23 protein-coding genes and 1 other annotated feature are annotated in these 23,639 nt (G+C 38.2%); of the genes, 17 read left to right on the top strand and 6 right to left on the bottom strand.

What is annotated here, in order from left to right:
• The first annotated feature begins 124 nt into the window (after positions 1 to 124).
• Positions 125 to 823: a GntR family transcriptional regulator gene (locus tag BQ2679_RS09290; RefSeq protein WP_024054207.1), complete on the top strand. Its 699-nt coding sequence runs from the start codon at positions 125 to 127 to the stop codon at positions 821 to 823.
• A gap of 236 nt (positions 824 to 1,059) precedes the next feature.
• Entirely contained in the window at positions 1,060 to 2,250 is a 1,191-nt protein-coding gene (gene metK / locus BQ2679_RS09285) for a methionine adenosyltransferase (protein ID WP_075567897.1), read from the top strand.
• 43 nt (positions 2,251 to 2,293) lie between these two features.
• Here metK and BQ2679_RS09280 read toward each other — a convergent pair whose 3' ends face one another.
• The 5 genes from BQ2679_RS09280 to BQ2679_RS09260 all read right to left on the bottom strand — a co-directional run bounded on the left by BQ2679_RS09280 (position 2,294) and on the right by BQ2679_RS09260 (position 6,830).
• Positions 2,294 to 2,926, bottom strand: a complete 633-nt coding sequence (locus tag BQ2679_RS09280; RefSeq protein WP_075567896.1) for a GNAT family N-acetyltransferase — start codon at positions 2,924 to 2,926, stop codon at positions 2,294 to 2,296.
• Positions 2,927 to 3,196: 270 nt separating this feature from the next.
• Positions 3,197 to 3,496 carry a DUF1827 family protein gene (locus BQ2679_RS09275; protein ID WP_075567895.1) on the bottom strand — a complete coding sequence of 100 codons (300 nt, stop codon included), beginning with the start codon at positions 3,494 to 3,496 and terminating at the stop codon, positions 3,197 to 3,199.
• A gap of 63 nt (positions 3,497 to 3,559) precedes the next feature.
• On the bottom strand, positions 3,560 to 4,009 hold the full coding sequence (locus tag BQ2679_RS09270) for an NUDIX hydrolase (protein WP_075567894.1): 450 nt from the start codon (positions 4,007 to 4,009) through the stop codon (positions 3,560 to 3,562).
• A gap of 84 nt (positions 4,010 to 4,093) precedes the next feature.
• The gene (locus tag BQ2679_RS09265) at positions 4,094 to 6,358 is read right to left on the bottom strand and encodes an ATP-dependent Clp protease ATP-binding subunit (protein ID WP_075567893.1); all 2,265 of its coding nucleotides are present in this window, start codon (positions 6,356 to 6,358) and stop codon (positions 4,094 to 4,096) included.
• A 241-nt stretch (positions 6,359 to 6,599) separates the two neighbouring features.
• Positions 6,600 to 6,830, bottom strand: a complete 231-nt coding sequence (locus BQ2679_RS09260) for a DUF1797 family protein (RefSeq protein WP_004253825.1) — start codon at positions 6,828 to 6,830, stop codon at positions 6,600 to 6,602.
• A gap of 198 nt (positions 6,831 to 7,028) precedes the next feature.
• Between BQ2679_RS09260 and BQ2679_RS09255 the strand changes: the two genes are divergently transcribed.
• The 5 genes from BQ2679_RS09255 (at position 7,029) to BQ2679_RS09235 (ending at position 11,516) form a co-directional block, all read left to right on the top strand.
• The gene (locus tag BQ2679_RS09255; RefSeq protein ID WP_075567892.1) at positions 7,029 to 7,712 is read left to right on the top strand and encodes an amino acid ABC transporter permease; all 684 of its coding nucleotides are present in this window, start codon (positions 7,029 to 7,031) and stop codon (positions 7,710 to 7,712) included.
• Entirely contained in the window at positions 7,712 to 8,446 is a 735-nt protein-coding gene (locus BQ2679_RS09250; protein WP_075567891.1) for an amino acid ABC transporter ATP-binding protein, read from the top strand. The genes BQ2679_RS09255 and BQ2679_RS09250 overlap by 1 nt, the downstream gene beginning before the upstream one ends.
• Positions 8,447 to 8,973: 527 nt before the next feature.
• The gene (locus BQ2679_RS09245) at positions 8,974 to 9,831 is read left to right on the top strand and encodes a bifunctional methylenetetrahydrofolate dehydrogenase/methenyltetrahydrofolate cyclohydrolase (protein WP_316244928.1); all 858 of its coding nucleotides are present in this window, start codon (positions 8,974 to 8,976) and stop codon (positions 9,829 to 9,831) included.
• Between the two features lie 4 nt (positions 9,832 to 9,835).
• Positions 9,836 to 10,609 carry an HAD hydrolase family protein gene (locus tag BQ2679_RS09240; RefSeq protein WP_075567889.1) on the top strand — a complete coding sequence of 258 codons (774 nt, stop codon included), beginning with the start codon at positions 9,836 to 9,838 and terminating at the stop codon, positions 10,607 to 10,609.
• A 55-nt stretch (positions 10,610 to 10,664) separates the two neighbouring features.
• Positions 10,665 to 11,516: an NAD(P)H-hydrate dehydratase gene (locus BQ2679_RS09235; RefSeq protein ID WP_075568087.1), complete on the top strand. Its 852-nt coding sequence runs from the start codon at positions 10,665 to 10,667 to the stop codon at positions 11,514 to 11,516.
• Positions 11,517 to 11,538: 22 nt separating this feature from the next.
• On the opposite strand, the gene BQ2679_RS09230 is transcribed toward BQ2679_RS09235, so the two are convergent.
• Entirely contained in the window at positions 11,539 to 11,724 is a 186-nt protein-coding gene (locus BQ2679_RS09230; RefSeq protein ID WP_075567888.1) for a hypothetical protein, read from the bottom strand.
• Positions 11,725 to 11,845: 121 nt separating this feature from the next.
• On the opposite strand from BQ2679_RS09230, the gene BQ2679_RS09225 reads away from it, so the two are divergent.
• The 10 genes from BQ2679_RS09225 to gloA all read left to right on the top strand — a co-directional run bounded on the left by BQ2679_RS09225 (position 11,846) and on the right by gloA (position 23,465).
• Complete coding sequence (locus BQ2679_RS09225; protein WP_075567887.1) at positions 11,846 to 14,296, top strand: bifunctional DnaQ family exonuclease/ATP-dependent helicase; 2,451 nt, start codon at positions 11,846 to 11,848, stop codon at positions 14,294 to 14,296.
• A 30-nt stretch (positions 14,297 to 14,326) separates the two neighbouring features.
• Positions 14,327 to 15,550, top strand: coding sequence for an FtsW/RodA/SpoVE family cell cycle protein (locus tag BQ2679_RS09220; RefSeq protein ID WP_075567886.1), 1,224 nt, complete (start codon positions 14,327 to 14,329; stop codon positions 15,548 to 15,550).
• Positions 15,551 to 15,561: 11 nt separating this feature from the next.
• Complete coding sequence (locus BQ2679_RS09215; protein ID WP_075567885.1) at positions 15,562 to 16,110, top strand: DJ-1 family glyoxalase III; 549 nt, start codon at positions 15,562 to 15,564, stop codon at positions 16,108 to 16,110.
• 254 nt (positions 16,111 to 16,364) lie between these two features.
• Complete coding sequence (gene gyrB / locus BQ2679_RS09210; RefSeq protein WP_075567884.1) at positions 16,365 to 18,311, top strand: DNA topoisomerase (ATP-hydrolyzing) subunit B; 1,947 nt, start codon at positions 16,365 to 16,367, stop codon at positions 18,309 to 18,311.
• 79 nt (positions 18,312 to 18,390) lie between these two features.
• Positions 18,391 to 20,118, top strand: a complete 1,728-nt coding sequence (gene ezrA / locus BQ2679_RS09205; RefSeq protein ID WP_075567883.1) for a septation ring formation regulator EzrA — start codon at positions 18,391 to 18,393, stop codon at positions 20,116 to 20,118.
• 102 nt (positions 20,119 to 20,220) lie between these two features.
• The gene (pgdA, locus tag BQ2679_RS09200; RefSeq protein ID WP_075567882.1) at positions 20,221 to 21,609 is read left to right on the top strand and encodes a peptidoglycan-N-acetylglucosamine deacetylase PgdA; all 1,389 of its coding nucleotides are present in this window, start codon (positions 20,221 to 20,223) and stop codon (positions 21,607 to 21,609) included.
• A 100-nt stretch (positions 21,610 to 21,709) separates the two neighbouring features.
• Positions 21,710 to 21,840 (top strand) — a sequence feature (ribosomal protein L20 leader region).
• 15 nt (positions 21,841 to 21,855) lie between these two features.
• Positions 21,856 to 22,386, top strand: a complete 531-nt coding sequence (gene infC, locus BQ2679_RS09195) for a translation initiation factor IF-3 (protein WP_075567881.1) — start codon at positions 21,856 to 21,858, stop codon at positions 22,384 to 22,386.
• 32 nt (positions 22,387 to 22,418) lie between these two features.
• Positions 22,419 to 22,619, top strand: coding sequence for a 50S ribosomal protein L35 (gene rpmI, locus BQ2679_RS09190; protein ID WP_001125942.1), 201 nt, complete (start codon positions 22,419 to 22,421; stop codon positions 22,617 to 22,619).
• A 49-nt stretch (positions 22,620 to 22,668) separates the two neighbouring features.
• On the top strand, positions 22,669 to 23,028 hold the full coding sequence (rplT, locus tag BQ2679_RS09185) for a 50S ribosomal protein L20 (RefSeq protein ID WP_000124834.1): 360 nt from the start codon (positions 22,669 to 22,671) through the stop codon (positions 23,026 to 23,028).
• Positions 23,029 to 23,084: 56 nt separating this feature from the next.
• Entirely contained in the window at positions 23,085 to 23,465 is a 381-nt protein-coding gene (gene gloA / locus BQ2679_RS09180; RefSeq protein ID WP_004253875.1) for a lactoylglutathione lyase, read from the top strand.
• Positions 23,466 to 23,639: the final 174 nt, after the last annotated feature.

Genomic DNA, 23,639 nt, shown 5'->3' with positions numbered 1-23,639 from the left:
AAGAAATATCTTCTTGAATATTCTATCATAAAAGGGTTAGAATTACCAACCATACAAGTGCGGTTTGACTTTTCCCTATGAGATAGGGTACAATGGAAAAAATAAAGAAAAGAAGTGATCAAGCATGTTACCAGCTTATATGAAAATCCATGACCAAATCAAGAAAGACATTGATGAGGGAAGTTGGAAAATTGGGGAAAGACTTCCAAGTGAGCGAGATTTAGCAGAAGAATTTGCCGTTAGCCGCATGACCTTACGTCAAGCAATCTCTCTTTTGGTTGAAGAAGGAGTTTTGGAACGACGTGTAGGTAGTGGGACCTTTGTTTCAAGCACACGTGTTCAGGAAAGAATGCGTGGAACAACTAGTTTTACGGAGATTGTTAAAGCTCAAGGGAAAACTCCGTCTAGTCACTTGATTTCTTATCGTCGAACCATTCCAAATGAGCAAGAAGTGGCTAAACTAGGTTTACTACCAACTGACAATATCATTCGTATGGAGCGTGTTCGTTATGCGGATAAGGTTCCTGTTGTCTATGAAGTGGCGTCGATTCCTGAGAAATTTATCAAAAATTTCAAAAAAGAGGAAGTAACCAAGCACTTCTTTCAAACCTTGCAAGAGCATGGTTATCGAATTGGTAAATCTCACCAGACCATATATGCGCGTTTAGCAAAAGAAAAGATAGCTCATTATTTAGAAGTTGAAAAAGGGCATGCGATTTTAGGCCTGACCCAGGTTTCATACTTTGATGATGGTACAGCTTTTGAGTATGTAAAGAGCCAATACGTCGGAGAACGGTTTGAATTTTATCTAGAAAATAATTAGTTTATAACATCACTCTTAAAGTGGAAACTCATCTACTTTAAGAGTTTTTATTTGGTTAAGATTAGAAAACATTTTCCTAGTAAGAAAAATAGCAATCATACGAGTATTTTTCAAAGATTCATGTTATAATAGATAGGTTATATGGTCCCGATAAGGTGGTGGGATTGATTGCAACTACTCTTCCTACCAGTTCTTTGTAACTCTATAACGAATATTTTTTAAGGGGGGACATTTTTATGTCAGAACGTAAATTATTCACGTCTGAATCGGTATCTGAGGGGCATCCAGATAAGATTGCAGACCAAATTTCAGATGCTATCTTGGATGCTATTTTAGAGCAAGATCCAGAAGCACACGTTGCTGCTGAAACAGCTGTTTATACTGGTTCAGTACATGTCTTTGGTGAGATCTCAACTACAGCTTATGTCGATATTAACCGTGTCGTACGTGATACAATCGCAGAGATTGGCTATACCAATACAGAATATGGTTTTTCTGCTGAGACGGTCGGAGTACACCCATCATTGGTAGAACAATCTCCAGATATCGCCCAAGGTGTCAACGAAGCCTTGGAAGTTCGTGGAAATGCCGATCAAGATCCACTTGACTTGATTGGAGCTGGTGACCAAGGTCTTATGTTTGGTTTTGCGGTGGATGAAACAGAAGAACTCATGCCATTGCCAATCTCACTCAGCCACAAGTTGGTTCGTCGTTTGGCAGAGCTACGTAAGTCTGGTGAAATTAGTTACCTTCGTCCAGACGCTAAATCTCAAGTTACTGTTGAATATGATGAAAATGACCAACCAGTGCGTGTGGACACTGTCGTTATTTCAACTCAACACGATCCAGAAGTCAGCAATGAACAAATCCATGAGGATGTAATCAACAAGGTCATCAAGGAAGTGATTCCAGCTTCGTACCTTGACGATGAGACTAAATTCTTTATCAATCCAACAGGTCGTTTCGTTATCGGAGGTCCTCAAGGGGACTCAGGTTTGACTGGTCGTAAGATCATCGTGGATACCTATGGTGGTTATTCACGTCACGGAGGTGGCGCCTTCTCTGGTAAGGATGCAACTAAGGTAGACCGCTCAGCATCTTATGCAGCTCGCTACATTGCTAAAAACATTGTTGCTGCAGGTCTTGCTAAGAAAGTAGAAGTGCAATTGGCCTACGCTATTGGTGTAGCCCAGCCTGTATCTGTCCGTATCGATACCTTCGGTACTGGTACGGTAGCTGAAAGTAAGCTTGAAAAAGCAGCGCGTCAAATCTTTGACCTTCGTCCTGCAGGAATCATCCAAATGCTTGACCTCAAACGTCCGATCTACCGTCAAACAGCGGCTTATGGACATATGGGACGTACAGATATTGATCTTCCATGGGAACGCTTGGACAAGGTAGAAGCCTTGAAAGAAGCAGTTAAGTAACAAAAAGAGATTGGTTCTTAGACCAATCTTTTTTAGTTTTAAATTAGTTATCCAGTATTTTTACAAAAGCCCAGTTTCCAATAGATTTTGTTCCGTATTCTAACATCATAAAATCTAGTAAAGTAAAGTTATTCTTTTTGTAAAAGAAGACGTTCTTATCAATACTAGTAATTAGGCCTAAACGTTTGCATCCCTTGGTTTTAAGATAAGGTTCAACGCCTTCTTGTAGAAAAGCACTCCCGATTCCTTGGTTTTGACAAGAAGCGTTTACTCCTAACATCATCAAATACCAATCAAAGTTTCCTGATTTTTTTAAGTGCTGTTCAGAGCGCTCAACTAAATCAAGATACTTTAAAAGTTTTCTTGGCGTGATGTATCGGAAGAGTTTGATGACACCATTTAATAGATAGGAAAGAATGGTAAAATCCTTCTGTTGCAAAAGGGCAACTGCCATGATTTCCCCGTCTTGTTCAGCGACAAGACAGGTCTCTCCTTTGATATAGAGTTTGGTCAGAAGGCTATCCATTAGTTCTAAGAATGCAGGATAGTATTCTGGTTTCTTCAAATCGTCTTTGATTAGAGTCGTAAACGGATAGTCCATGAAAGCATCAGCCAAAACTTTCCCAATTTTCTGGAATTCATCTATTCTGGCTTTCCTGTAGATAATTTTTTCCATCTTAAACTCCTTATCAAATTTCTAATACTATTATAACTAAAAAAATTATAATTTTCGAATTAGACATATTTTTACTAAAAAATATAACTAATTTTTATTTTATTAGAATTTAGATTGAAAGTCAAATTTTGGAGGAGTGACACAAACTTAACGAATTGCGGAAAGAGATATCTCATTATAGTCTAGAATATTTCAAGATAAGAAAAACTTCGGAAAATTAAAAAGCCCTCAAGATTATAATCTTGGGAGCAGTTTAAATGGCTATTTTGTTTATTTAATTGGAATTGAGATTTCAATTAATTTATCAGAATAAAGTGTTTTGATATTTGTCTCATCAATCATCTGTTTATCAATCTTACGACTTAAGAAAAACTCTTGAATTTTTTCGATTTCTTTTTCACGAATAGCTCGATGTTTATTGGAAATGAGGATTTCATAATGAAGCGGTGCTTGGGTAAAGATAACATCTGTATTTCCTGCAGAATAAACTTCCACAAGAGTTGCGTCAGTACTTTCTAGTTGATTTTTAACAAGACGAGAGTGTGAATTAGTAGTGTTGATAAGCTTCATAGGGATTCCTCCTGTAATTCTATGTCTATTATAACACTTTTTAGGAAAATTGGGAAAGTTAACCTAAATTTGGTGTTGCTTTTTCCAGGCCTGGATAGCCCATTTATGACTGCCTCTTTTTAAATTCGAAATAGCTTCATCGACTGGGAACCAAGCGATATGATTGAAGTCTTCCAAAGGTTTTTGAACCTCTTGGTAAGAAGTGGCTTCATAAAGGAAGGCAGGATTGTAATAATGGGTATCACGATGACTAGAGTAGAAGTACTCATCAGCTTGTCCATAATAAGTGCCAATTTCAGCAGTGAAACCTAATTCCTCGATTAATTCACGTTGAAGAGCTTCTAAGTGATCTTCACCTTCTTCAATCTCACCACCTGGTAGAAACCAAGCACCATTTGGAGCTTGAACTAGGATAATTTTTTCCTTATTTGAATCTGCAATGACTGCATAAACACCATATCTGGTTTTGTAAGTAACTCCTTGTTTTTTCTCTCCAAATGTTGGATTTGTCATAGATTTCTCCTTCATGAGTGCGCTTTCTTTCTATAATATTAAAGAATGTTCTTACTGTCAAGTAAGAACATTCTATTTTTAGTATTAGTCAGTTGCTTCAACTTTTTCTAGCTTGTTTTTGGATTTAATCATGATTTTTCCATTGCTGGTCATGACAGCTTTCAACTCTTTTTCAGTTGGATTTTCAAGGTAGAAGTCTGTAATAGCATCTTCAATATAGTCTTGGATAGTCCTGCGGAGTGGACGAGCCCCCATTTTTGGATCATAGCCCAAATCGACCAATTTTTCCTTGACCTTATCAGTAACTTCTAAAGAGATATTGTTACTTGCAAGACGTTTGTTGACATCATCAAGCATAAGGTCAACGATTTGAAGAAGATTTTCCTTGTTGAGGGCTTTGAACTCGATAATACCATCGAATCGGTTCATGAATTCAGGGCTAAAGAAATTACCGAGTTCACCTAGCACCGAATTTGTACGCCCTTCTCTAGCTGCACCAAATCCGACACTTGCTTCTGCCTTTCCAGTACCAGCATTTGAAGTCATAATAATGATAGCATCTTTAAAACTAACAGTCCGACCTTGGCCGTCCGTTAAGCGCCCGTCATCTAAGACCTGAAGGAACATGTGCATGACATCAGGATGGGCTTTTTCTACTTCGTCTAGTAGAATAAGTGAATAAGGATTGCGACGAACTTTTTCAGTCAGTTGTCCTGCTTCATCATAGCCTACATATCCTGGAGGAGCACCGACTAGTTTTGAAACACTATGTTTCTCCATATATTCACTCATATCGAAACGAATCATGCTATCTGCTGATCCGAAGAGTTCAATAGCCAATTGTTTAGAAAGTTCAGTTTTACCAACTCCTGTTGGACCGACGAAAAGGAAGCTGCCGATTGGACGGTTTGGGGTACCGAGACCAACCCGGTTACGACGAATAGCTTTAGCCAATTTATCAACAGCATCGTCTTGGCCAATAACATGAGCCTTGAGGTCATCTGCTAAGTTGATGAGTTGAGACTGTTCTTTTTCTTTTAGGTCACCAACCGGAATATTTGTTTTTTGTTCAATGATATGCTCAATTGTTTTTTCGCTGATAATTGGAGTATCCTGATCCGTTACTTTTGTCTTTTGCATTTCTTTGTATTTGGCAATCTGATCACGGAAGTAGGCGGCTTTTTCAAAGTCCTCATCTCTAGTAGCTTGAGCCTTGAGATTTTCGGCTTCGATTAGGCGTTGATCAATAACCTTAGGATCAACAAAGTTTAGCGTTAAGTTCATTTTAGAACCAGCTTCATCCAGAAGGTCGATGGCTTTGTCTGGTAAGAAACGATCTTGGATATAACGATTAGAAAGAGTAGCAGCAGCTTCTATAGCACTATCTGTATAATGAACGTGGTGATAATCTTCGTATTTCTTTTGAATACCTTTGAGGATAGTAATAGTTTCTTCTACGGTTGGTTCATCAACCTTGACAGGTTGCATGCGTCGTTCGAGGGCAGCATCTTTTTCAATGATGCGGTATTCATTGAGAGTAGTAGCACCAACAAGTTGAAGTTCGCCACGAGCTAGGGCAGGTTTGAGGATGTTTCCGGCATCCATATTACCGTCTCCAGCAGAACCAGCACCTACAATTTCATGAATTTCGTCGATAAAGAGGATAATATCCTCACGTTTCCGGATTTCCTCCATGAGTTTTTGCATGCGTTCTTCGAATTGACCACGAATACCAGTACCTTGGACAAGGCTCACCACATCCAAACGGATAACTTCTTTACCTTGGAGTTTATGCGGCACATCCCCGTCAACGATTTTTTGTGCTAGACCTTCGACAACGGCAGTTTTTCCGACACCAGGTTCTCCGATAAGGACAGGATTGTTCTTAGTTCTACGGTTGAGAATTTCAATAACACGAATGATTTCTTCGTCACGGCCAATAACTGGGTCAATCTTTCCTTGACGAGCAATCTCTGTCACATTGATACCATACTCATCCAAAAGACCTTTTTCTTTATTTGGTGGAGGAGTTTGTGCTGGACCACGATTTGGGGAACCAAAGCTGCCATTACCACCAAAGCCACCGTTGCCCCCAAAACCTCCACCTGACTGAGTCGGAGGAGTGTTATTAGAATTGGGTTGGAAGTTACTAATGTCATTAAAGAAGTCGCTTAATGGATCGAAATCTCGATTACTCAAATCCGTAATCCCTTTAAATAAGCTATTATTGGGATCTGTTTTGATAATTTTGTAGCAGTTTTGACAAAGATCAATTTGCTTTTGTTTTCCGTTGAGATTTGTATAAAGGTGAATGGTTGAGTCATTGATTTTACAGTTTTGACAGAGCATACAACTACCTCATTTCTTTCTTGGCTTAACTAGTTTTTATAAGGTCAAAAATAGTCAAAAATATGTATAGTCTAATTATATCATGAATGGAAGTCAATTCAAGTAAAAAGATTGATTTGGTCATTTAACTTGAAGTTTGTGGCACTACAAAATTTGGATGATACGAAAAAATCCCATTTGTGATACAAAAAGGATTCTTGTTCATAGGAGTAGGAATAAGATCCTACTACAAGTTCAAAGATTAGTATAGAAGTTCGTAGATTTCCATAGCAATCAAATCGATGCTATCAAAAGTATACGTTTCACGAGCTTCTACATCACGAAGTGTAAATAGTGGGCCATTTTCTTCATCATGGTTAAAGGCTACTTCAGCCACAACGACACCTTCGCGTTCAAAATTACGTTTTAAGTTACCACCATCTTTTGTCATTGCTTCGAGACGATTGATGATTCTAACCAAATGTGATTCCATTATGATTCTCCTCCATTTCTTATCGTTACTATTTTACCATAAAGCATAGTTACTTGACTAGAAAAAAACAAAGATTTCTCTCTATTTCTGTTTCTTTTTGATTTTTTTCAGAAAACAGAAGAGGAAACATTGAATTTTTATTCAAAATATGTTATACTCATACAAGTTTTGAGATAGAAAATAGAAAGAAGCAGACCTATGAATTTTTCATTTTTACCAAAGTATTTACCCTATTTTAACTACGGAGCTCTTGTAACTGTGCTAATTTCCATTTTAGTTGTCTTTTTTGGGACCATTATTGGAATGTTGCTAGCTTTCGCTCAAGGTTCAAAATTTAAGCCCTTGGTTTGGTTGGCCAATCTTTATATCTGGATTTTTCGTGGAACACCCATGATGGTACAGATTATGATTGCATTTGCTCTTATGAGTATCGATGCTCCAACTATTCAATTTGGCATTTTTGGAATCGAACTCTCTCGCTTGATTCCAGGAATTATCATCATTTCAATGAATAGTGGTGCCTATGTTTCGGAAACAGTCCGTGCAGGGATCAATGCAGTGCCAAAGGGCCAGTTAGAAGCTGCCTATTCGCTAGGAATCCGTCCGAGAAAGGCTATGCGTTATGTCATTTTACCCCAGGCCGTTAAGAATATCTTACCAGCTTTGGGTAATGAGTTTATCACTATTATCAAGGATAGTTCACTCTTGTCGGCAATCGGTGTCATGGAGTTGTGGAATGGAGCTACTACGGTATCAACAACCACTTACCTACCTTTGACTCCACTGTTATTTGCGGCCTTTTATTACTTGATTATGACCTCTATCTTAACATTAGTCTTGAAAGCTTTTGAAAATCGTATGGGACAAGGAGATAAGAAATAATGACTGAAACACTTATAAAAATTGAAAATCTTCATAAAAGCTTTGGAAAGAATGAAGTTTTAAAGGGAATCAATCTTGAAATCAAAAAAGGGGAAGTTGTGGTCATTATTGGGCCTTCTGGTAGTGGTAAGTCTACCCTCCTTCGCTCTATGAATCTCCTTGAAGAAGCCACTAAAGGAAAGGTCATCTTTGAAGGTGTCGACATTACGGATAAGAAAAATGACCTCTTTGCCATGCGTGAAAAAATGGGAATGGTATTCCAACAATTTAATCTCTTTCCAAACATGACGGTCATGGGTAATATCACACTTTCTCCTATCAAGACCAAAGGAGAAAGCAAGCAAGTAGCAGAGAAGAGAGCGCTAGAACTTTTAGAAAAAGTTGGCTTACCTGATAAAGCAGATGCTTATCCGCAAAGTTTGTCAGGTGGTCAGCAACAACGGATTGCTATCGCGCGTGGTCTTGCCATGGAGCCAGATGTTTTGCTCTTTGATGAGCCAACTTCAGCTCTAGATCCAGAAATGGTAGGAGAAGTACTAGCGGTTATGCAAGAACTTGCTCAATCAGGAATGACAATGGTTATCGTGACGCATGAAATGGGTTTTGCGCGTGAAGTCGCAGATCGTGTCATCTTTATGGCAGATGGTATTGTTGTCGAAGACGGAAGTCCAGAGCAGATTTTTGACCAGACCCAAGAACAAAGAACCAAGGAATTCTTGAGTAGGGTTTTGTAAGAGTTGTAAAATTATATCTATTTCGACTTTTTTTAGGTGGATAGTTCGACAAGTTAGAGCAAAACTTCATTACTTAGTTTAGATTAAAGTTATAAATAAAAAGTAGGCATCAGCATATGCTGATGCCTACTTTTTTGTAGTTAAAATAAGAAGGTAATGCTTGTAAGTATACCTAATACTGCGAAAATAATTTTCCAAACTTGCTGGTTCTTTTTGAAAAGCTTATCAGAGTATAATGCTAGTATCAGAAATATAAAGAATAGTATATATTTATTAAAGATTGGCATGGCTTTCCTCCTTTTATTGTAAGACTTCCATTACTTATATTATACATTATTTTTAATGCATAAACAAAAAATAATATTTTTATTCTGTAGAGGGCCGTTATCTTCCAGTAAGATAATGACTGATCTTCTAACTGAGTTTTCTTATAGCTTGTAACTATAAGAGGAGCTATCCAAAAAATGTTAGAGGCTCCAGATAATTTTTGGTATAATAGAAAATATTTGTTAGAAAAGAGAAAATACATGACACAGATTATTGATGGGAAGGCTTTGGCAGCTAAGTTACAAGGTCAATTAGCTGAAAAAACGGCTAAACTAAAAGAAGAGACAGGCTTGGTGCCTGGCTTAGTCGTTATTTTAGTAGGGGATAATCCTGCTAGCCAAGTTTACGTTCGCAACAAGGAACGCTCAGCAATTGCAGCAGGTTTCCGTAGTGAAGTCGTTCGTGTTCCTGAGACCATTACCCAAGAAGAATTGCTGGATTTGATTGCCAACTACAATCAGGATCCAGCTTGGCATGGGATTCTGGTTCAGTTGCCTTTACCAAAACATATCGATGAAGAAGCTGTTTTATTGGCTATTGCCCCTGAAAAGGATGTGGATGGTTTTCATCCGCTTAATATGGGGCGTCTCTGGTCTGGTCACCCAGTTATGATTCCTTCAACTCCTGCTGGAATTATGGAGATGTTTCATGAGTATGGGATTGAGTTAGAAGGTAAAAATGCTGTCGTAATTGGTCGTTCAAATATCGTTGGGAAACCAATGGCCCAGTTGCTCCTGGCTAAAAATGCAACTGTAACCTTGACCCACTCTCGCACACAAGATTTAGCAGCAGTTGCTTCGAAAGCAGATATTCTTGTCGTAGCTATCGGTCGTGCTAAGTTTGTGACTGCTGACTTTGTCAAACCAGGTGCAGTTGTCATTGATGTAGGAATGAACCGAGATGAAAATGGCAAGCTTTGTGGAGATGTTGACTACGATGCTGTTGCACCAATTGCTAGTCATATCACTCCTGTACCTGGTGGAGTTGGACCTATGACCATTACCATGCTAATGGAACAGACTTATCAGGCAGCGCTACGTACACTGAACAAGGACTAGGAAGATGAAATTCGTATTTGACCTGGATGGAACACTATCTTTTGACTACATGACCATAGATGAGGAGATTCAGCAGGTTCTTTTAAATGCTAGCGATTATGGACATGAGCTTGTATTTGCCTCAGCTCGTTCTTATCGGGATTGCTTGGGTTTATTAGGCCCTGAACTCAGTCAGCGCTTGGTCATAGGTTTGAATGGTGGCGTAGCCTATCATCTGGGGCAGGCTATCTTCGAAAGGAATCTCAATGCTAGAGTTTATCAGGCGCTAGTGGATTATTGCCAGACTTATAATCTCCCTTTCTTTGTAGATGATTGCTTTGACTATAGTGGTCAGATTGTGGAGAAGATTCCATTTTTCTCCAGCGTGGATCCCCTAAAGGTGGCTCGTCATCAGAAACTCGAGGACTTAGGGACTCCGATTAAGGTAGTCGTTTATATGGGAGACCATGAGGAATTGCTTGATGATCTGCTTGGTCAGCTAGAAAGACTGGGACAGGCTCATCTCTCCTATCATGCGCATGAAAAGTGCCTTTATGTTAATCCCTTGAACACTCATAAGGCGACAACTGTTGAAAAGTTATGTGGAGAGAACTTCATTGCTTTTGGAAATGATCAAAATGATATTGAGCTGTTTAAGACATCTCTTTATTCAGTTCAGATAGGAGACTTTGCTGGCCTTAGTCCATATGCAGATGAAACGTTAGAGCTAAAAGGAGAACCTTCTCCAGCAGTGGCAGCTAAAATCCTACAGACCTTTGTGGAATTTAAGGGAAAATAGATAGAAGGAGGTTTGAACCTCCTTTTATAGTATAATGGAGCGAAAGGAAAAAACGATGAAAGTGATTGATCAAACTTTACTAGAAAAAGTCATTGTAGAAAGGACTCGTCACAGTCACAAGGTAGACTACGGTCGTCTTCTATTGATTGGTGGAACTTATCCTTATGGTGGAGCGATTATAATGGCTGCTTTAGGGGCGGTTAGAAGTGGCGCTGGCTTGGTAACTGTAGCAACGGATAAGGAGAATATTCCGGCTCTGCACAGCCATTTACCTGAGTCCATGGCTTTTTCTCTTCAAGACCAGCAATTGTTAAAAGAACAGTTGGAAAAGGCTGAAGTTGTCTTGTTAGGTCCGGGTTTGCGAGAGGATGCATTCGGAGAAGAACTTGTCAAACAGGTCTTTGATAGCCTCAGAAAAGACCAGATTTTGGTAATAGATGGCGGTGCTTTGGGAATCTTATCAAAAAATCAGTTTCCTCTTCCTGTTGGTCAACTTATTCTAACTCCTCACCAAAAGGAATGGGAAAGATTGTCTGGTCTTGCTATTGAAAAACAAAAACCAGAGTCAACTTTCGCTGCTCTGGAAGATTTTCCTCAAGAAACGATTTTAGTGGAGAAAGGCCCAGCGACTCGTATCTGGAAAGCTGGTCAATCTGAATACTATCAACTGGAGATTGGTGGCCCTTATCAAGCAACTGGTGGGATGGGAGATACTTTGGCTGGAATGATTGCAGGTTTTGCAGGTCAGTTTCCACATGTCAATCTCTATGAACGAGTAGTAGTAGTGACTCATCTGCATTCAGCCATTGCCCAAGAACTAGCTCAAGAGAATTATGTGGTTTTACCGACAAGCATTAGTCAACACATTCCCCTATTTATGAAAAAAATATCAGAAAAAGACACCTGATTTTTCAGGTGCCTTTTGAATATTAGAAGAGTCCTTTAACTTTGTCAACAAGACCGTCAAGTCCTTCGGAACCTGAAATCAAGTCTTGGGCTTGGCTCAAGTAGTCACCGAATTGATCTTTATTCTCTTCGATGAAAGATTTAGCAGCGTCGAAATCTTTTGTTTCGATTAATTCTTTAACTTTGTTCAATAAATCCATTGGGTTCATGATGTTCCTCCTTTTGTTCAATTCTATTCAATCATTTTTTTTAAAATCTTGCAAGAAACTTGACTCTTCAAATAAAGTTCATGGGTGTCAAATGGTGTAAATTTTGATATAATTTTTAGTGATGAATTTTAGAAATAATCGGTATGTGGTTGTAGATTTAGAAGCAACAAGTACCGGAAGTAAGGCAAAAATTATCCAAGTGGGAATTGTGGTCATTGAAGATGGTGAGATTATTGACCAATATGCTACAGATGTCAATCCTCATGAACATTTGGATTCTCATATCAAAGAATTAACGGGTTTGACTGATAAACGTTTGGCAAAGGCTCCAGAGTTTTCTCAGGTGGCTGGAAAGATTTTTGAACTGGTCAAAGACGGTATTTTTGTTGCGCACAATGTTCAGTTCGATGCTAATTTATTGGCAGAATTCCTCTTTTTTGAGGGTTATGAATTGCGCACGTCTCGTATCGATACAGTGGAGTTGGCTCAAATATTTTACCCTCAGCTTGAGAAGTATAATCTCGGCATTCTTTGCCAAGAGTTGGGGATTCCTCTAGAGCAAGCCCATTCAGCCCTATCTGATGCCCAAGCAACAGCAGAACTCTTTCTTTGTATGAGACAAAAGATGCTTGGACTGCCAAAAGGGTTGTTGGAGCGCTTATTGAGTTTATCAGACAGCTTACTCTATGAATCTTACCTAGTCATCGAGGAAGTTTATCAGAAACAGTCCGTCCTTGTAGAGCATGATCTAATAGAAGTTCAAGGCTTGTTTTTGAAAAAAGAAAAGTCACTTCTTTCTCCGCGAAAGCTATCCAAAGATTTCCAGACCAATATTGCCTTATTGGACTTAGAAGATAGACTCCCACAAGCTAGCTTTGCTCAAAAAGTTCTTGATTTCCTACAGGATAAACAAATTGCCTTTGTTCAAGCTCAGACTGGAATTGGGAAAACTTACGGCTATTTGTTACCGGCTTTATCTCTGGAAAATGAAAAAGGGATTCTACTCAGTGTTCCTACTAAAATTCTCCAAAATCAGATTATACAAGAAGAAGCTAGAAGACTAGAAGAGGTCTTCCATCTTTCAATCCATAGTCTTAAAGGTCCACAGAATTATCTGAAACTCGATGCCCTTCATCTAGCTTTACAAGAGGAAGAAACAAATCGTCTTTATACACGCTTTAAAATGCAACTATTGGTTTGGTTAACAGAAACAGATACAGGTGACCTAGATGAAATTGGTCAGCTTTATCGTTATCAACAATTTTTGCCAAATCTAGTTCATGATGGTAAACTTTCCAAGGATTCCCTCTTTTGGTTAGAGGATTTTTGGAAACGGAGTCAGAAAAAGGCCCGTAGTTGCCAATTATTGGTGACCAATCATGCTTACTTGGTTACCCGACTTGAAGATGACCCAAGTCTCTTAGAGGGGCGTCTATTAATTTTAGATGAAGCCCAGAAAATCTTGTTAACCTTAGAAAACCTTTCACAGAAGTCTTTCTTATTAAACGATTTAGTGGATCAACTAGACCATATCATGGCTCAAGAAAGCGGGATGCTTCAAAGACGATTAATGGAGAGTATTCGATTTGAGCTTTGTCATCTGATGGAGCAGTTTCTATCTGGGAAACGGAGGATGTGTCCAAGGAGTACTATATCACAGCTGCGACAAGATTTTTCTGAATTAGATATTCCAGTTCTCCATGAGTATCAGAAGTTTTTCTGCTCAGATGGTGAATTTTGGTTATCCTCTTCGGAGTTTTCTAGTAAGAAAGTTCTAATTTCTTCTAGTCGTCATCAACGTCTGCTCTTTTCTGAGATTTTTCCGGACTCCTGTCAGCTATTAGGTATCTCAGCAACTTTAGAGATTAGTAGTAGAGTTTCTTTGCCAGAATTACTAGGATTTCCTGATGCTGCTTTTGATAGACTAGACGAACAATTTCAAGAAAACCAAGAAATCTTAGTTGTGAAGGATTTTCCATTGGTGACTGAAATTTCTCAAGAAGACTATGCTCAAGCTCTTGTCAATCTGATTGAAGAAGTAAGTAGCTTGAAAGAGCCTATCTTAGTATTGTTTACTTCGAGAGAACTTTTGTTAAAAGTCTCTGATTATTTGTCAATCCCTCATTTAGCGCAGTATAAGCATGGAGAACCAGCTCAGTTAAAAAAACGTTTTGAAAAAGGGGAGCGAGAGCTTTTACTGGGTGCAGGTAGTTTTTGGGAGGGTGTTGATTTTTCAGCTCATTCTCGTGTCATTGAGGTGGTGACGCGTCTTCCTTTCCAAAATCCTGAAGACCCCTTTACCAAAAAGATGAATCAGGAACTGCGGTTGGAAGGTAAGAATCCTTTTTATGACTATCAACTACCTATGGCTATTATTCGTCTAAAACAAGCACTTGGTCGAACAATGAGACATTCGAATCAGAGCTCTATTGTCCTTATTCTAGACAGTCGTATGCTGACCAAACGATATGGTAAACAAATCGCGAGATCTTTGTCACAGAATTGTCGACTAGAAGAAACAAATCAAGACCAAGTTATTTCCAAAATAGCTAAATTTTTTAAAAAATCATAAGAGAATTAGAAAAGTGAGAAGGAGAACTTTATGAAACGTCCTCTCGACTCTCGAGTCGATTATAGTTTGATTTTGCCAGTATTTTGTTTACTGGTAATTGGTGTAGTAGCTATTTATATTGCTGTTAGCCATGATTATCCTAACAATGTTTGGTCGATACTAGGACAGCAACTAGCTTGGATTGCCCTCGGAATTATTATTAGCTTTGTTGTCATGTTCTTTAACACCAAGTTCTTGTGGCAAGCCACCCCATATCTCTATGGCTTAGGATTGATTCTAATGGTCCTCCCTTTAGTCTTTTACAATCCGAGACTAGTAGCTGCGACCGGAGCTAAAAACTGGGTATTTTTCGGAGGGATGACCTTATTTCAACCTTCTGAATTTATGAAGATATCTTATATTTTGATGTTGGCTTATATCATTGTTACCTTTACAAAGAATCATAAAAAAGATGTACGAACCATTGGGTTAGATTTTCTCCTAATTCTATGGATGGTACTCTTTACGATTCCTGTTTTAGTTTTGCTAGCCTTACAAAGTGACCTGGGGACAGCTCTCGTTTTCGTTGCTATTTTTGCAGGTATGGTTTTATTATCAGGAGTTTCTTGGAAAATTATTATCCCGATTTTTCTAACGGCTATGTCTGCTATTGTTGGATTTTTAGCCATCTTCATCACGAAGGATGGACGAGCATTTTTGCATCAAATTGGGATGCCGACTTATCAAATTAACCGTATTTTAGCATGGTTAAACCCCTTTGATTATGCGCAGACAACAACCTATCAACAGGCGCAAGGTCAAATTGCTATTGGTAGTGGGGGCTTGTTTGGTCAAGGATTTAATGTTTCCAATTTACTAATACCAGTTAGAGAGAGTGACATGATTTTCACAGTGATTGCGGAGGATTTTGGGTTTATTGGGTCAGTAATTGTGATTGCACTCTACCTTCTATTAATCTATCGCATGCTCAAAATCACTCTGAAATCCAATAATCAATTTTATACCTACATTTCAACTGGTTTTATCATGATGTTACTGTTCCACATCTTTGAAAATATTGGTGCCGTTACAGGTTTACTTCCTCTGACAGGAATTCCTTTGCCTTTTATTTCTCAAGGAGGATCAGCCATCATTAGTAATTTAATTGGTGTTGGATTGCTCTTATCAATGAGCTACCAAACCCATTTGGCTGATGAAAAGAGTGGTCGAGCGAAGTTTAAACGTAAAAAAGTCGTTTTGAAAAAGGTCAAATAAGGAGGATAAGAATGTCTAAAGTAGCAGTTATGTTAGCCAATGGTTTTGAAGAAATTGAAGCCCTGACAGTTGTAGATGTTTTACGTCGAGCAAATATTACTTGTGAAATGGTTGGACTAGAAGATAAGGTCACTGGTTCACATGGTATTCAAGTCATTCCAGATTTAGTCTTTGCAGGAGATTTGTCAGACTATGACTTGGTAGTTCTTCCAGGAGGGATGCCTGGGTCAGCTAATCTACGTGACAATGAAGTCTTAATAGATGAGTTGCAAGGCCTGAATCAAGCTGGTAAGAAGTTAGCAGCAATTTGCGCCGCACCAATTGTCCTAAATCGAGCGGGGCTTCTTAGCGGTAAAAAATTCACTTGTTATGATGGTGTTCAAGAACAAATTGCAGATGGAAGCTATATCAAGGAGACAGTCGTGGTAGATGGCAATATCATTACTAGTCGTGGTTCTGCAACAGCTTTAGCTTTTTCTTATCACTTGGTTGAAATACTAGGTGGAGATGCAGAAAGCTTACGAAAAGGGATGCTTTATCAGGACATTTTTGGAAAATAATAAAAAAGAGAGAGGGATTTTCTACAAAAAGAGAATTTCTCTCTTTTACTATTAAAAATAAAGGAAATATTCGCATTTTTAATGAAAAAATGGTATAATGAGGAGGTGTAAAGTATCACGAATATAAATGGTTTTGACCAATTTCTAGTTGTCTTGCCATAAAGCTTTTAATGAGATACCTGCCTTCAGATTAAGGCAGGTTGAAACGATCGTGGTACACAAATAAAGTGTTGACTTGTAAGAAAAAGGAAAAAATGACAGAAGATATTAAAAACCAACAGGCACAAGATTATGATGCCAGTCAAATTCAAGTTTTGGAAGGTTTGGAAGCAGTTCGTATGCGTCCAGGGATGTATATTGGATCAACTGCCAAAGAAGGTCTTCACCATCTAGTCTGGGAAATCGTAGATAACTCTATCGACGAAGCTTTGGCGGGATTCGCTAGTCATATCGAGGTCTTTATTGAACCGGATGATTCCATTACTGTTGTCGATGATGGTCGTGGAATTCCTGTTGATATCCAAGAGAAAACAGGACGTCCTGCCGTTGAAACAGTCTTTACTGTTCTTCACGCCGGAGGTAAATTCGGCGGTGGCGGATACAAGGTGTCTGGTGGACTCCATGGTGTGGGTTCATCCGTTGTAAATGCTCTTTCAACACAGCTGGATGTTCGCGTTCATAAAAACGGTAAGATTCATTACCAAGAATACCGTCGTGGACATGTTGTTGCAGACCTTGAGGTGATCGGGGATACGGATAAAACAGGAACAATAGTTCACTTTACTCCAGACCCAGAAATTTTTACTGAGACAACGACATTTGATTTTGATAAATTAAATAAACGTATTCAAGAGTTAGCCTTTTTGAACCGCGGGCTTCAAATTTCTATTACTGACAAACGTGAAGGACTTGAACAAACCAAGCATTATTACTACGAAGGTGGGATTGCGAGCTACGTTGAGTACATTAACGAAAACAAGGATGTTATCTTTGATACACCAATCTACACAGATGGTGAAATGGATGACATTACAGTGGAAGTCGCTATGCAGTACACAACTGGTTACCACGAGAATGTCATGAGTTTCGCCAACAATATTCATACCCATGAAGGTGGAACCCATGAACAAGGTTTCAGAACTGCCTTGACTCGTGTTATTAACGACTATGCCCGCAAGAACAAACTCCTTAAGGATAATGAGGACAATCTTACAGGTGAGGATGTCCGTGAAGGCTTGACAGCCGTTATTTCTGTCAAGCACCCAAATCCTCAGTTTGAAGGTCAAACCAAGACCAAACTTGGGAATAGTGAAGTTGTAAAAATTACGAATCGTCTTTTCAGTGAGGCATTTTCAGATTTCTTGATGGAAAATCCGCAAATTGCTAAACGAATTGTAGAAAAGGGAATCTTGGCAGCTAAGGCTCGTGTGGCAGCCAAACGAGCACGAGAAGTAACTCGTAAGAAATCGGGTTTAGAAATCTCTAATCTACCTGGTAAACTGGCAGATTGTTCTTCAAACAATCCAGCTGAAACAGAACTCTTTATTGTCGAAGGAGATTCAGCTGGTGGTTCTGCTAAATCTGGGCGTGACCGTGAGTTTCAAGCTATCTTACCAATCCGTGGTAAAATCCTTAATGTTGAAAAAGCTAGCATGGATAAGATCCTTGCCAACGAAGAAATCCGTAGCTTGTTTACGGCTATGGGAACAGGATTCGGTGCTGAGTTCGATGTTAGTAAAGCTCGCTATCAAAAACTCGTTATCATGACAGATGCCGATGTCGATGGTGCTCATATTCGAACGCTCTTATTAACTCTGATTTATCGTTATATGAAACCTGTTCTAGAAGCAGGATATGTTTATATCGCTCAACCACCGATTTATGGTGTTAAGGTTGGTAGTGAAATCAAAGAGTATATTCAACCAGGAGCCAATCAAGAAAAACAATTACAAGAAGCATTGGCTCGATATAGCGAAGGTCGATCAAAGCCTACAATTCAGCGCTATAAAGGTCTTGGAGAAATGGATGATCACCAACTTTGGGAGACTACCATGAATCCGGAACATCGTCTCATGGCTCGTGTATCAGTAGATGATGCCGCAGAAGCAGATAAGATTTTTGATATGCTCATGGGCGATCGAGTGGAACCACGTCGAGAATTTATTGAGGAAAATGCCGTCTATAGTACCCTTGACGTATAAAAGTGCGGAAAGTGTTTCCACTATTAAAAAAAATATGATATAATCAATACAATTGTGTCAAGTATAAAAGGAGTTTGATATGTCTGATAATCAATTGATTATTACTTTGATTGCAGTTGCCGCTCTACTTATTGTTGCTTATGTAATGGCAGTTTTAATTCGTAAACGCAATAGTAGCAGACTTGCAGCTTTGGAACAAAGAAAAGAAGAACTTTACAACCTTCCTGTTAATGATGAGGTAGAGGCTGTGAAAAACATGCATTTGATTGGTCAAAGTCAAGTTGCATTTCGTGAATGGAATCAAAAATGGGTTGATTTGTCCTTGAATTCGTTTGCTGATATTGAGAACAATCTCTTTGAAGCTGAAGGGTTTAACAATTCTTTCCGATTTTTGAAAGCTCGTCAACAAATAGAGCAAATCGAGAGCCAGATTAGTCTGATTGAAGAAGATATTGATTCTATTCGTAAGGCTTTAGCAGATCTTGAAAAACAAGAATCAAAAAATAGTGGGCGTGTACTTCATGCTTTAGACTTGTTTGAAAGTTTACAGCACAAAGTAGCAGATAATTCTGAACAATATGGTGCAGCTTTACCTGAGATTGAGAAACAACTCGAACACATCCAGTCTGAGTTTTCTCAATTTGTAACCTTGAATTCTTCTGGAGATCCTGTTGAAGCTGCTGGTGTTTTAGATAGTACCGAAAATCATATTCTTGCTTTAACTCATATTGTTGATCGAATTCCAGCTATTGTAGCTAAACTGACAACTGAGTTACCAGAACAATTAGAGGATTTAGAGTCGGGTTATCGTAAGCTTTTAGATGCAAACTATCAATTTGTTGAAACAGATATCGAATCTAGACTTCAACTTTTGTATGAGGCATTAAAAAATAACCATGAAAATCTTCGAAAACTAGAACTTGACAATGCCGAGTATGAAAATGCTCAAATCCAAGAAGAAATTAATGCACTTTACGATATCTTCACACGTGAAATTGCTTCTGAAAAAGCTTTTGAAAAATTGATGTCTACGCTTCCTACTTATCTTGGACATTTGAAAGAGAATAACGAAGTTCTTGTTAAAGATATGGAGCGTCTAGGTAAGACATACTTACTTTCAGAGAGCGACGTGAACCGTGTTCGTCGTCTGCAAGCTGATATTACAGCAATGAGTACGACTGTTGAAGAGATGACAAGTGAGCAATCTGAAGTAACAGAACCATACTCTATCTTGAAAGAACGTTTAGAAAATCTTCAAACTACATTAAAAGATATTGAAGATGATCAAATCGGTGTTAGTGAGCGTTTGGTTCAAATTGAAAAAGATGATGTAAATGCTCGTCAAAAAGCAAATGTCTATGTAAACCGACTACATACCATTAAGCGTTACATGGAAAAGAGAAATCTTCCAGGTATTCCTCAAAAATTCTTGAAACTATTCTTTGATGCAAGCCATAGTACAGAGGATCTAATGGCTGAATTGGAACAGTCGCAGATTAATATTGAGTCTGTTAATCGTGTTCTAGAGATTGCAACAAATGATATGGAAATTTTGGAAGCTGAAACGTACAGTATTGTTCAAAATGCTACTTTGACAGAACAATTACTACAATATTCTAACCGATACAGATCATTTGATGAACGTATCCAGCAGGCTTTCCATGAAGCCTTGCATATCTTTGAGACAGAGTTTGATTATCAAGCTTCTTTTGAAAAAATATCTCAAGCTTTGGAACTTGCTGAGCCTGGTGTAACTAATCGCTTTGTTACATCTTATGAAAAAACAAGAGAAACGATTCGTTTTTAAAAGATAAAATCCTAGAAAATTCTAGGATTTTTCCTTTTATATCGAATCAAGTTATGCACGCTTTTCATTGAAATTATAGTTCAAATTTGATATGATAAGACTATGACAAAAAAGAGAACAACCCGAAAGAATGATGAGAATAATAGTGTGAAATTAGGTTTCCTTGTAGGACTATTGTTTTTCACAATACTTGCTTTAGGTGGTGCAATCACCCATAAAGTATTAACTAAACAGAACTTTGAACAAAAGATTGAAGCATTAATATCTGAAAAAGATAGTGCTTTTTCGCAAGAAAGTCAAAAAGATCATTTCCGTAAAGATAAATCAGAGATTATTACCTACTATCCAATGAGAGGAGATAGTATTATTTCTCCTGTCAAAGATATCGTGATAAAAGATATTACAGATAAGGTAGAAGGAAAAGAACATCTGATTTTCTATTATTCAGAAAAAGGAGATTCTTCATTCAGAGGAATTGAAAATAGAGTAGTTAAAAAACAAGTCTATGATTTGTCAAATTCCAATCTTGTAGAATTAGAGAATACAACCTTAAATCAGCTTTATCTTAAAGAAGATGGCAATCTCTTCACTCTTGATCAATTCTTCAATGATGCTTCGGCAGCTAAAGGAAAATTATTAGAGGATATTAAATCAGCTCTTCTTGATAAGAAAGTAGAGCAAACACTTGTAAATCAAGTTATAGCTGACTTTTCGAACACGGATTTATCTAATTGGAAATTTGCCTACAAGGATAGTCAACTTATCATATACCCAGTAAATCAAACAGGAAACACAGGAGAAATAGGACTTCTTATTTCTGACTATTTTGAACTGATTAAAGTAGCTTATCTAGCAGAAAAAGATGCTAAACTGTATGAGACTATTCAAGGAGAAAAGCATAAAAAAGTTGTAGCTTTAACCTTTGATGATGGTCCTGATGGAAATACGACTCCTCAAGCTCTGGATATTTTAGCTAAGTATCGCATAAAAGCAACCTTCTTTGTACAAGGGAAGAATATAGCTGGTAATGAGTCCATTCTAAAACGAATGAAATCAGAAGGACATGAGGTCGGTAATCATAGTTGGAACCATCCAGTCTTGACGAAACTTTCTCTAGAAGATGCAAAGAAACAAATTACAGATACAGAATCTGCAATTACCAGTGTTCTTGGAACTAGTTCTAAATTGATGCGTCCGCCTTATGGAGCAATCTCTGATGATATTCGTAATAGTCTCGATTTAAGCTTTATTATGTGGAATGTAGACAGTTTGGACTGGAAGAGTCTGAATGAAACAAAAATTTTAACAGAAATTCAGCACCAAGTTAGCAATGGATCTATTATTCTGATGCATGATATCCATCAACCATCGATCAATGCGCTTCCACGAGTTATTGAGTATTTGAAAGAACAAGGTTATAGTTTTGTGACTGTTTCAGAACTTCTCAATTCTCGATTGCAACCACATCATATATATTATTCACGTGAGTAGTAAATGATGACTATAGGCTTTTATAGATTTTTAAATTAAAGATAGAAAAAAATAACTTTTATCTTGACAAACTAGGGAAAACTTGATATGATATAAAAGTTGAGAAAAGCAGAAGTGAGAACTTCTCGCCTTGCGACTAACGTTGTCTGGCCCCTACGGATCAAGTTTCAGAAATGAACTATAATCATGTAGTGCGGATTTGCGTTAGCAAGTCCGCTCTTGTTTTTCTCTAAAATAAAAAAAGAGGTGAAAACCATAGCAAAGCAAGACTTATTCATCAATGATGAAATTCGTGTACGTGAAGTTCGCTTAATCGGTCTTGAGGGTGAGCAATTAGGTATCAAACCACTTGGTGAAGCGCAAGCACTTGCGGATGAAGCGAACGTGGACTTGGTTCTCATTCAACCTCAAGCTAAACCTCCTGTTGCAAAAATTATGGACTACGGTAAGTTCAAATTTGAGTACCAGAAGAAACAAAAAGAACAACGCAAAAAACAAAGCGTTGTGACCGTGAAAGAAGTTCGATTGAGCCCAGTTATTGATAAGGGTGATTTCGATACGAAACTTCGCAATGCTCGCAAGTTCCTTGAAAAAGGGAACAAAGTGAAGGTATCCATTCGCTTTAAAGGGCGTATGATCACCCATAAAGAGATTGGTGCAAAAGTTTTAGCCGAGTTTGCTGAAGCAACACAAGATATTGCTATCATCGAACAACGTGCTAAAATGGATGGTCGCCAAATGTTCATGCAGTTGGCACCAGCAACTGACAAAAAATAATTGTCGGAAAGTCAAATAAAGGAGAAAAAATCATGCCAAAACAAAAAACACACCGCGCATCAGCTAAACGTTTCAAACGTACAGGTTCTGGTGGACTTAAACGTTTCCGTGCTTACACTTCTCACCGTTTCCACGGAAAAACTAAGAAACAACGTCGTCATCTTCGTAAAGCATCTATGGTGCATTCAGGAGATTTCAAACGTATCAAAGCAATGCTTACTCGCTTGAAATAATCGCGTATTTGTAAGTTAACAATTCTAGGAAATATTGGAGGAAATATAAATGGCACGTGTTAAAGGTGGCGTTGTATCACGCAAACGTCGTAAACGTATTTTAAAATTAGCAAAAGGTTACTATGGAGCTAAACACATCTTGTTCCGTACTGCAAAAGAACAAGTAATGAACTCTTACTACTATGCATACCGTGACCGTCGTCAAAAGAAACGTGACTTCCGCAAATTGTGGATCACACGTATCAATGCGGCAGCTCGTATGAACGGACTTTCATACTCACAATTGATGCATGGTTTGAAATTGGCTGAGATCGAAGTTAACCGTAAAATGCTTGCTGACTTGGCTGTTAACGATGCAGCAGCTTTCACAGCTCTTGCAGATGCAGCGAAAGCAAAACTTGGTAAATAATAATTCACAAGACTGGTGCAAATTTGTTCCAGTCTTTTTTAAACAAAGGAGAAAAAATGGCATCAAAAATGTTACATACTTGCTTGCGAGTAGAAAATCTTGAAAAATCAATTGCTTTTTATCAAGATGCGTTTGGGTTTAAGGAATTGCGTCGTCTGGACTTCCCAGAACACGCTTTTACCATTGTTTATCTAGGTCTTGATGGCGATGATTATGAATTGGAGTTGACTTACAACTACGATCATGGACCTTATGTTGTAGGTGACGGTTTTGCTCACATCGCTCTAAGTACACCTGACCTTGAGGCTCTTCATAAAGAACATAGCGACAAGGGTTACGAAGTGACAAATCCAAATGGACTTCCAGGAACACAACCAAACTATTACTTTGTTAAAGATCCAGATGGATACAAGGTAGAAGTGATTCGTGAAAAATAATAAAAACTCCTCATTTATCAAATTGAGTTAGATAATTTCACCTGACTCAGAAAAACTTGATAGGGAGGAGTGTAGGTCATTTATGTTAGTTTCTTTCAGACAAATGTGTGCGTTTTTCTGAGACTAACGTAGATGGCTTTTTCTATCTAGCTTAATTTGACAAATTGGGATATA

Source organism: Streptococcus timonensis, from assembly GCF_900095845.1.
GTDB lineage: Bacteria > Bacillota > Bacilli > Lactobacillales > Streptococcaceae > Streptococcus > Streptococcus timonensis.
Note: the sequence above shows the minus strand (reverse complement) of the source record. Positions and strands in the feature narration are given on the sequence as shown.

Coding starts and splice junctions, on each gene's coding strand:
- BQ2679_RS09245 (WP_316244928.1), top strand. CDS start 8,974: ATGACACAGATTATTGATGGGAAGGCTTTGGCAGCTAAGTTACAAGGT.
- pgdA (WP_075567882.1), top strand. CDS start 20,221: ATGACAAAAAAGAGAACAACCCGAAAGAATGATGAGAATAATAGTGTG.
- BQ2679_RS09235 (WP_075568087.1), top strand. CDS start 10,665: ATGAAAGTGATTGATCAAACTTTACTAGAAAAAGTCATTGTAGAAAGG.
- metK (WP_075567897.1), top strand. CDS start 1,060: ATGTCAGAACGTAAATTATTCACGTCTGAATCGGTATCTGAGGGGCAT.
- BQ2679_RS09260 (WP_004253825.1), bottom strand. CDS start 6,830: ATGGAATCACATTTGGTTAGAATCATCAATCGTCTCGAAGCAATGACA.
- BQ2679_RS09280 (WP_075567896.1), bottom strand. CDS start 2,926: ATGGAAAAAATTATCTACAGGAAAGCCAGAATAGATGAATTCCAGAAA.
- BQ2679_RS09215 (WP_075567885.1), top strand. CDS start 15,562: ATGTCTAAAGTAGCAGTTATGTTAGCCAATGGTTTTGAAGAAATTGAA.
- ezrA (WP_075567883.1), top strand. CDS start 18,391: ATGTCTGATAATCAATTGATTATTACTTTGATTGCAGTTGCCGCTCTA.
- BQ2679_RS09270 (WP_075567894.1), bottom strand. CDS start 4,009: ATGACAAATCCAACATTTGGAGAGAAAAAACAAGGAGTTACTTACAAA.
- BQ2679_RS09250 (WP_075567891.1), top strand. CDS start 7,712: ATGACTGAAACACTTATAAAAATTGAAAATCTTCATAAAAGCTTTGGA.
- BQ2679_RS09290 (WP_024054207.1), top strand. CDS start 125: ATGTTACCAGCTTATATGAAAATCCATGACCAAATCAAGAAAGACATT.
- BQ2679_RS09225 (WP_075567887.1), top strand. CDS start 11,846: ATGAATTTTAGAAATAATCGGTATGTGGTTGTAGATTTAGAAGCAACA.
- rplT (WP_000124834.1), top strand. CDS start 22,669: ATGGCACGTGTTAAAGGTGGCGTTGTATCACGCAAACGTCGTAAACGT.
- BQ2679_RS09220 (WP_075567886.1), top strand. CDS start 14,327: ATGAAACGTCCTCTCGACTCTCGAGTCGATTATAGTTTGATTTTGCCA.
- BQ2679_RS09230 (WP_075567888.1), bottom strand. CDS start 11,724: ATGAACCCAATGGATTTATTGAACAAAGTTAAAGAATTAATCGAAACA.
- BQ2679_RS09265 (WP_075567893.1), bottom strand. CDS start 6,358: ATGCTCTGTCAAAACTGTAAAATCAATGACTCAACCATTCACCTTTAT.
- BQ2679_RS09255 (WP_075567892.1), top strand. CDS start 7,029: ATGAATTTTTCATTTTTACCAAAGTATTTACCCTATTTTAACTACGGA.
- rpmI (WP_001125942.1), top strand. CDS start 22,419: ATGCCAAAACAAAAAACACACCGCGCATCAGCTAAACGTTTCAAACGT.
- gyrB (WP_075567884.1), top strand. CDS start 16,365: ATGACAGAAGATATTAAAAACCAACAGGCACAAGATTATGATGCCAGT.
- gloA (WP_004253875.1), top strand. CDS start 23,085: ATGGCATCAAAAATGTTACATACTTGCTTGCGAGTAGAAAATCTTGAA.
- BQ2679_RS09240 (WP_075567889.1), top strand. CDS start 9,836: ATGAAATTCGTATTTGACCTGGATGGAACACTATCTTTTGACTACATG.
- BQ2679_RS09275 (WP_075567895.1), bottom strand. CDS start 3,496: ATGAAGCTTATCAACACTACTAATTCACACTCTCGTCTTGTTAAAAAT.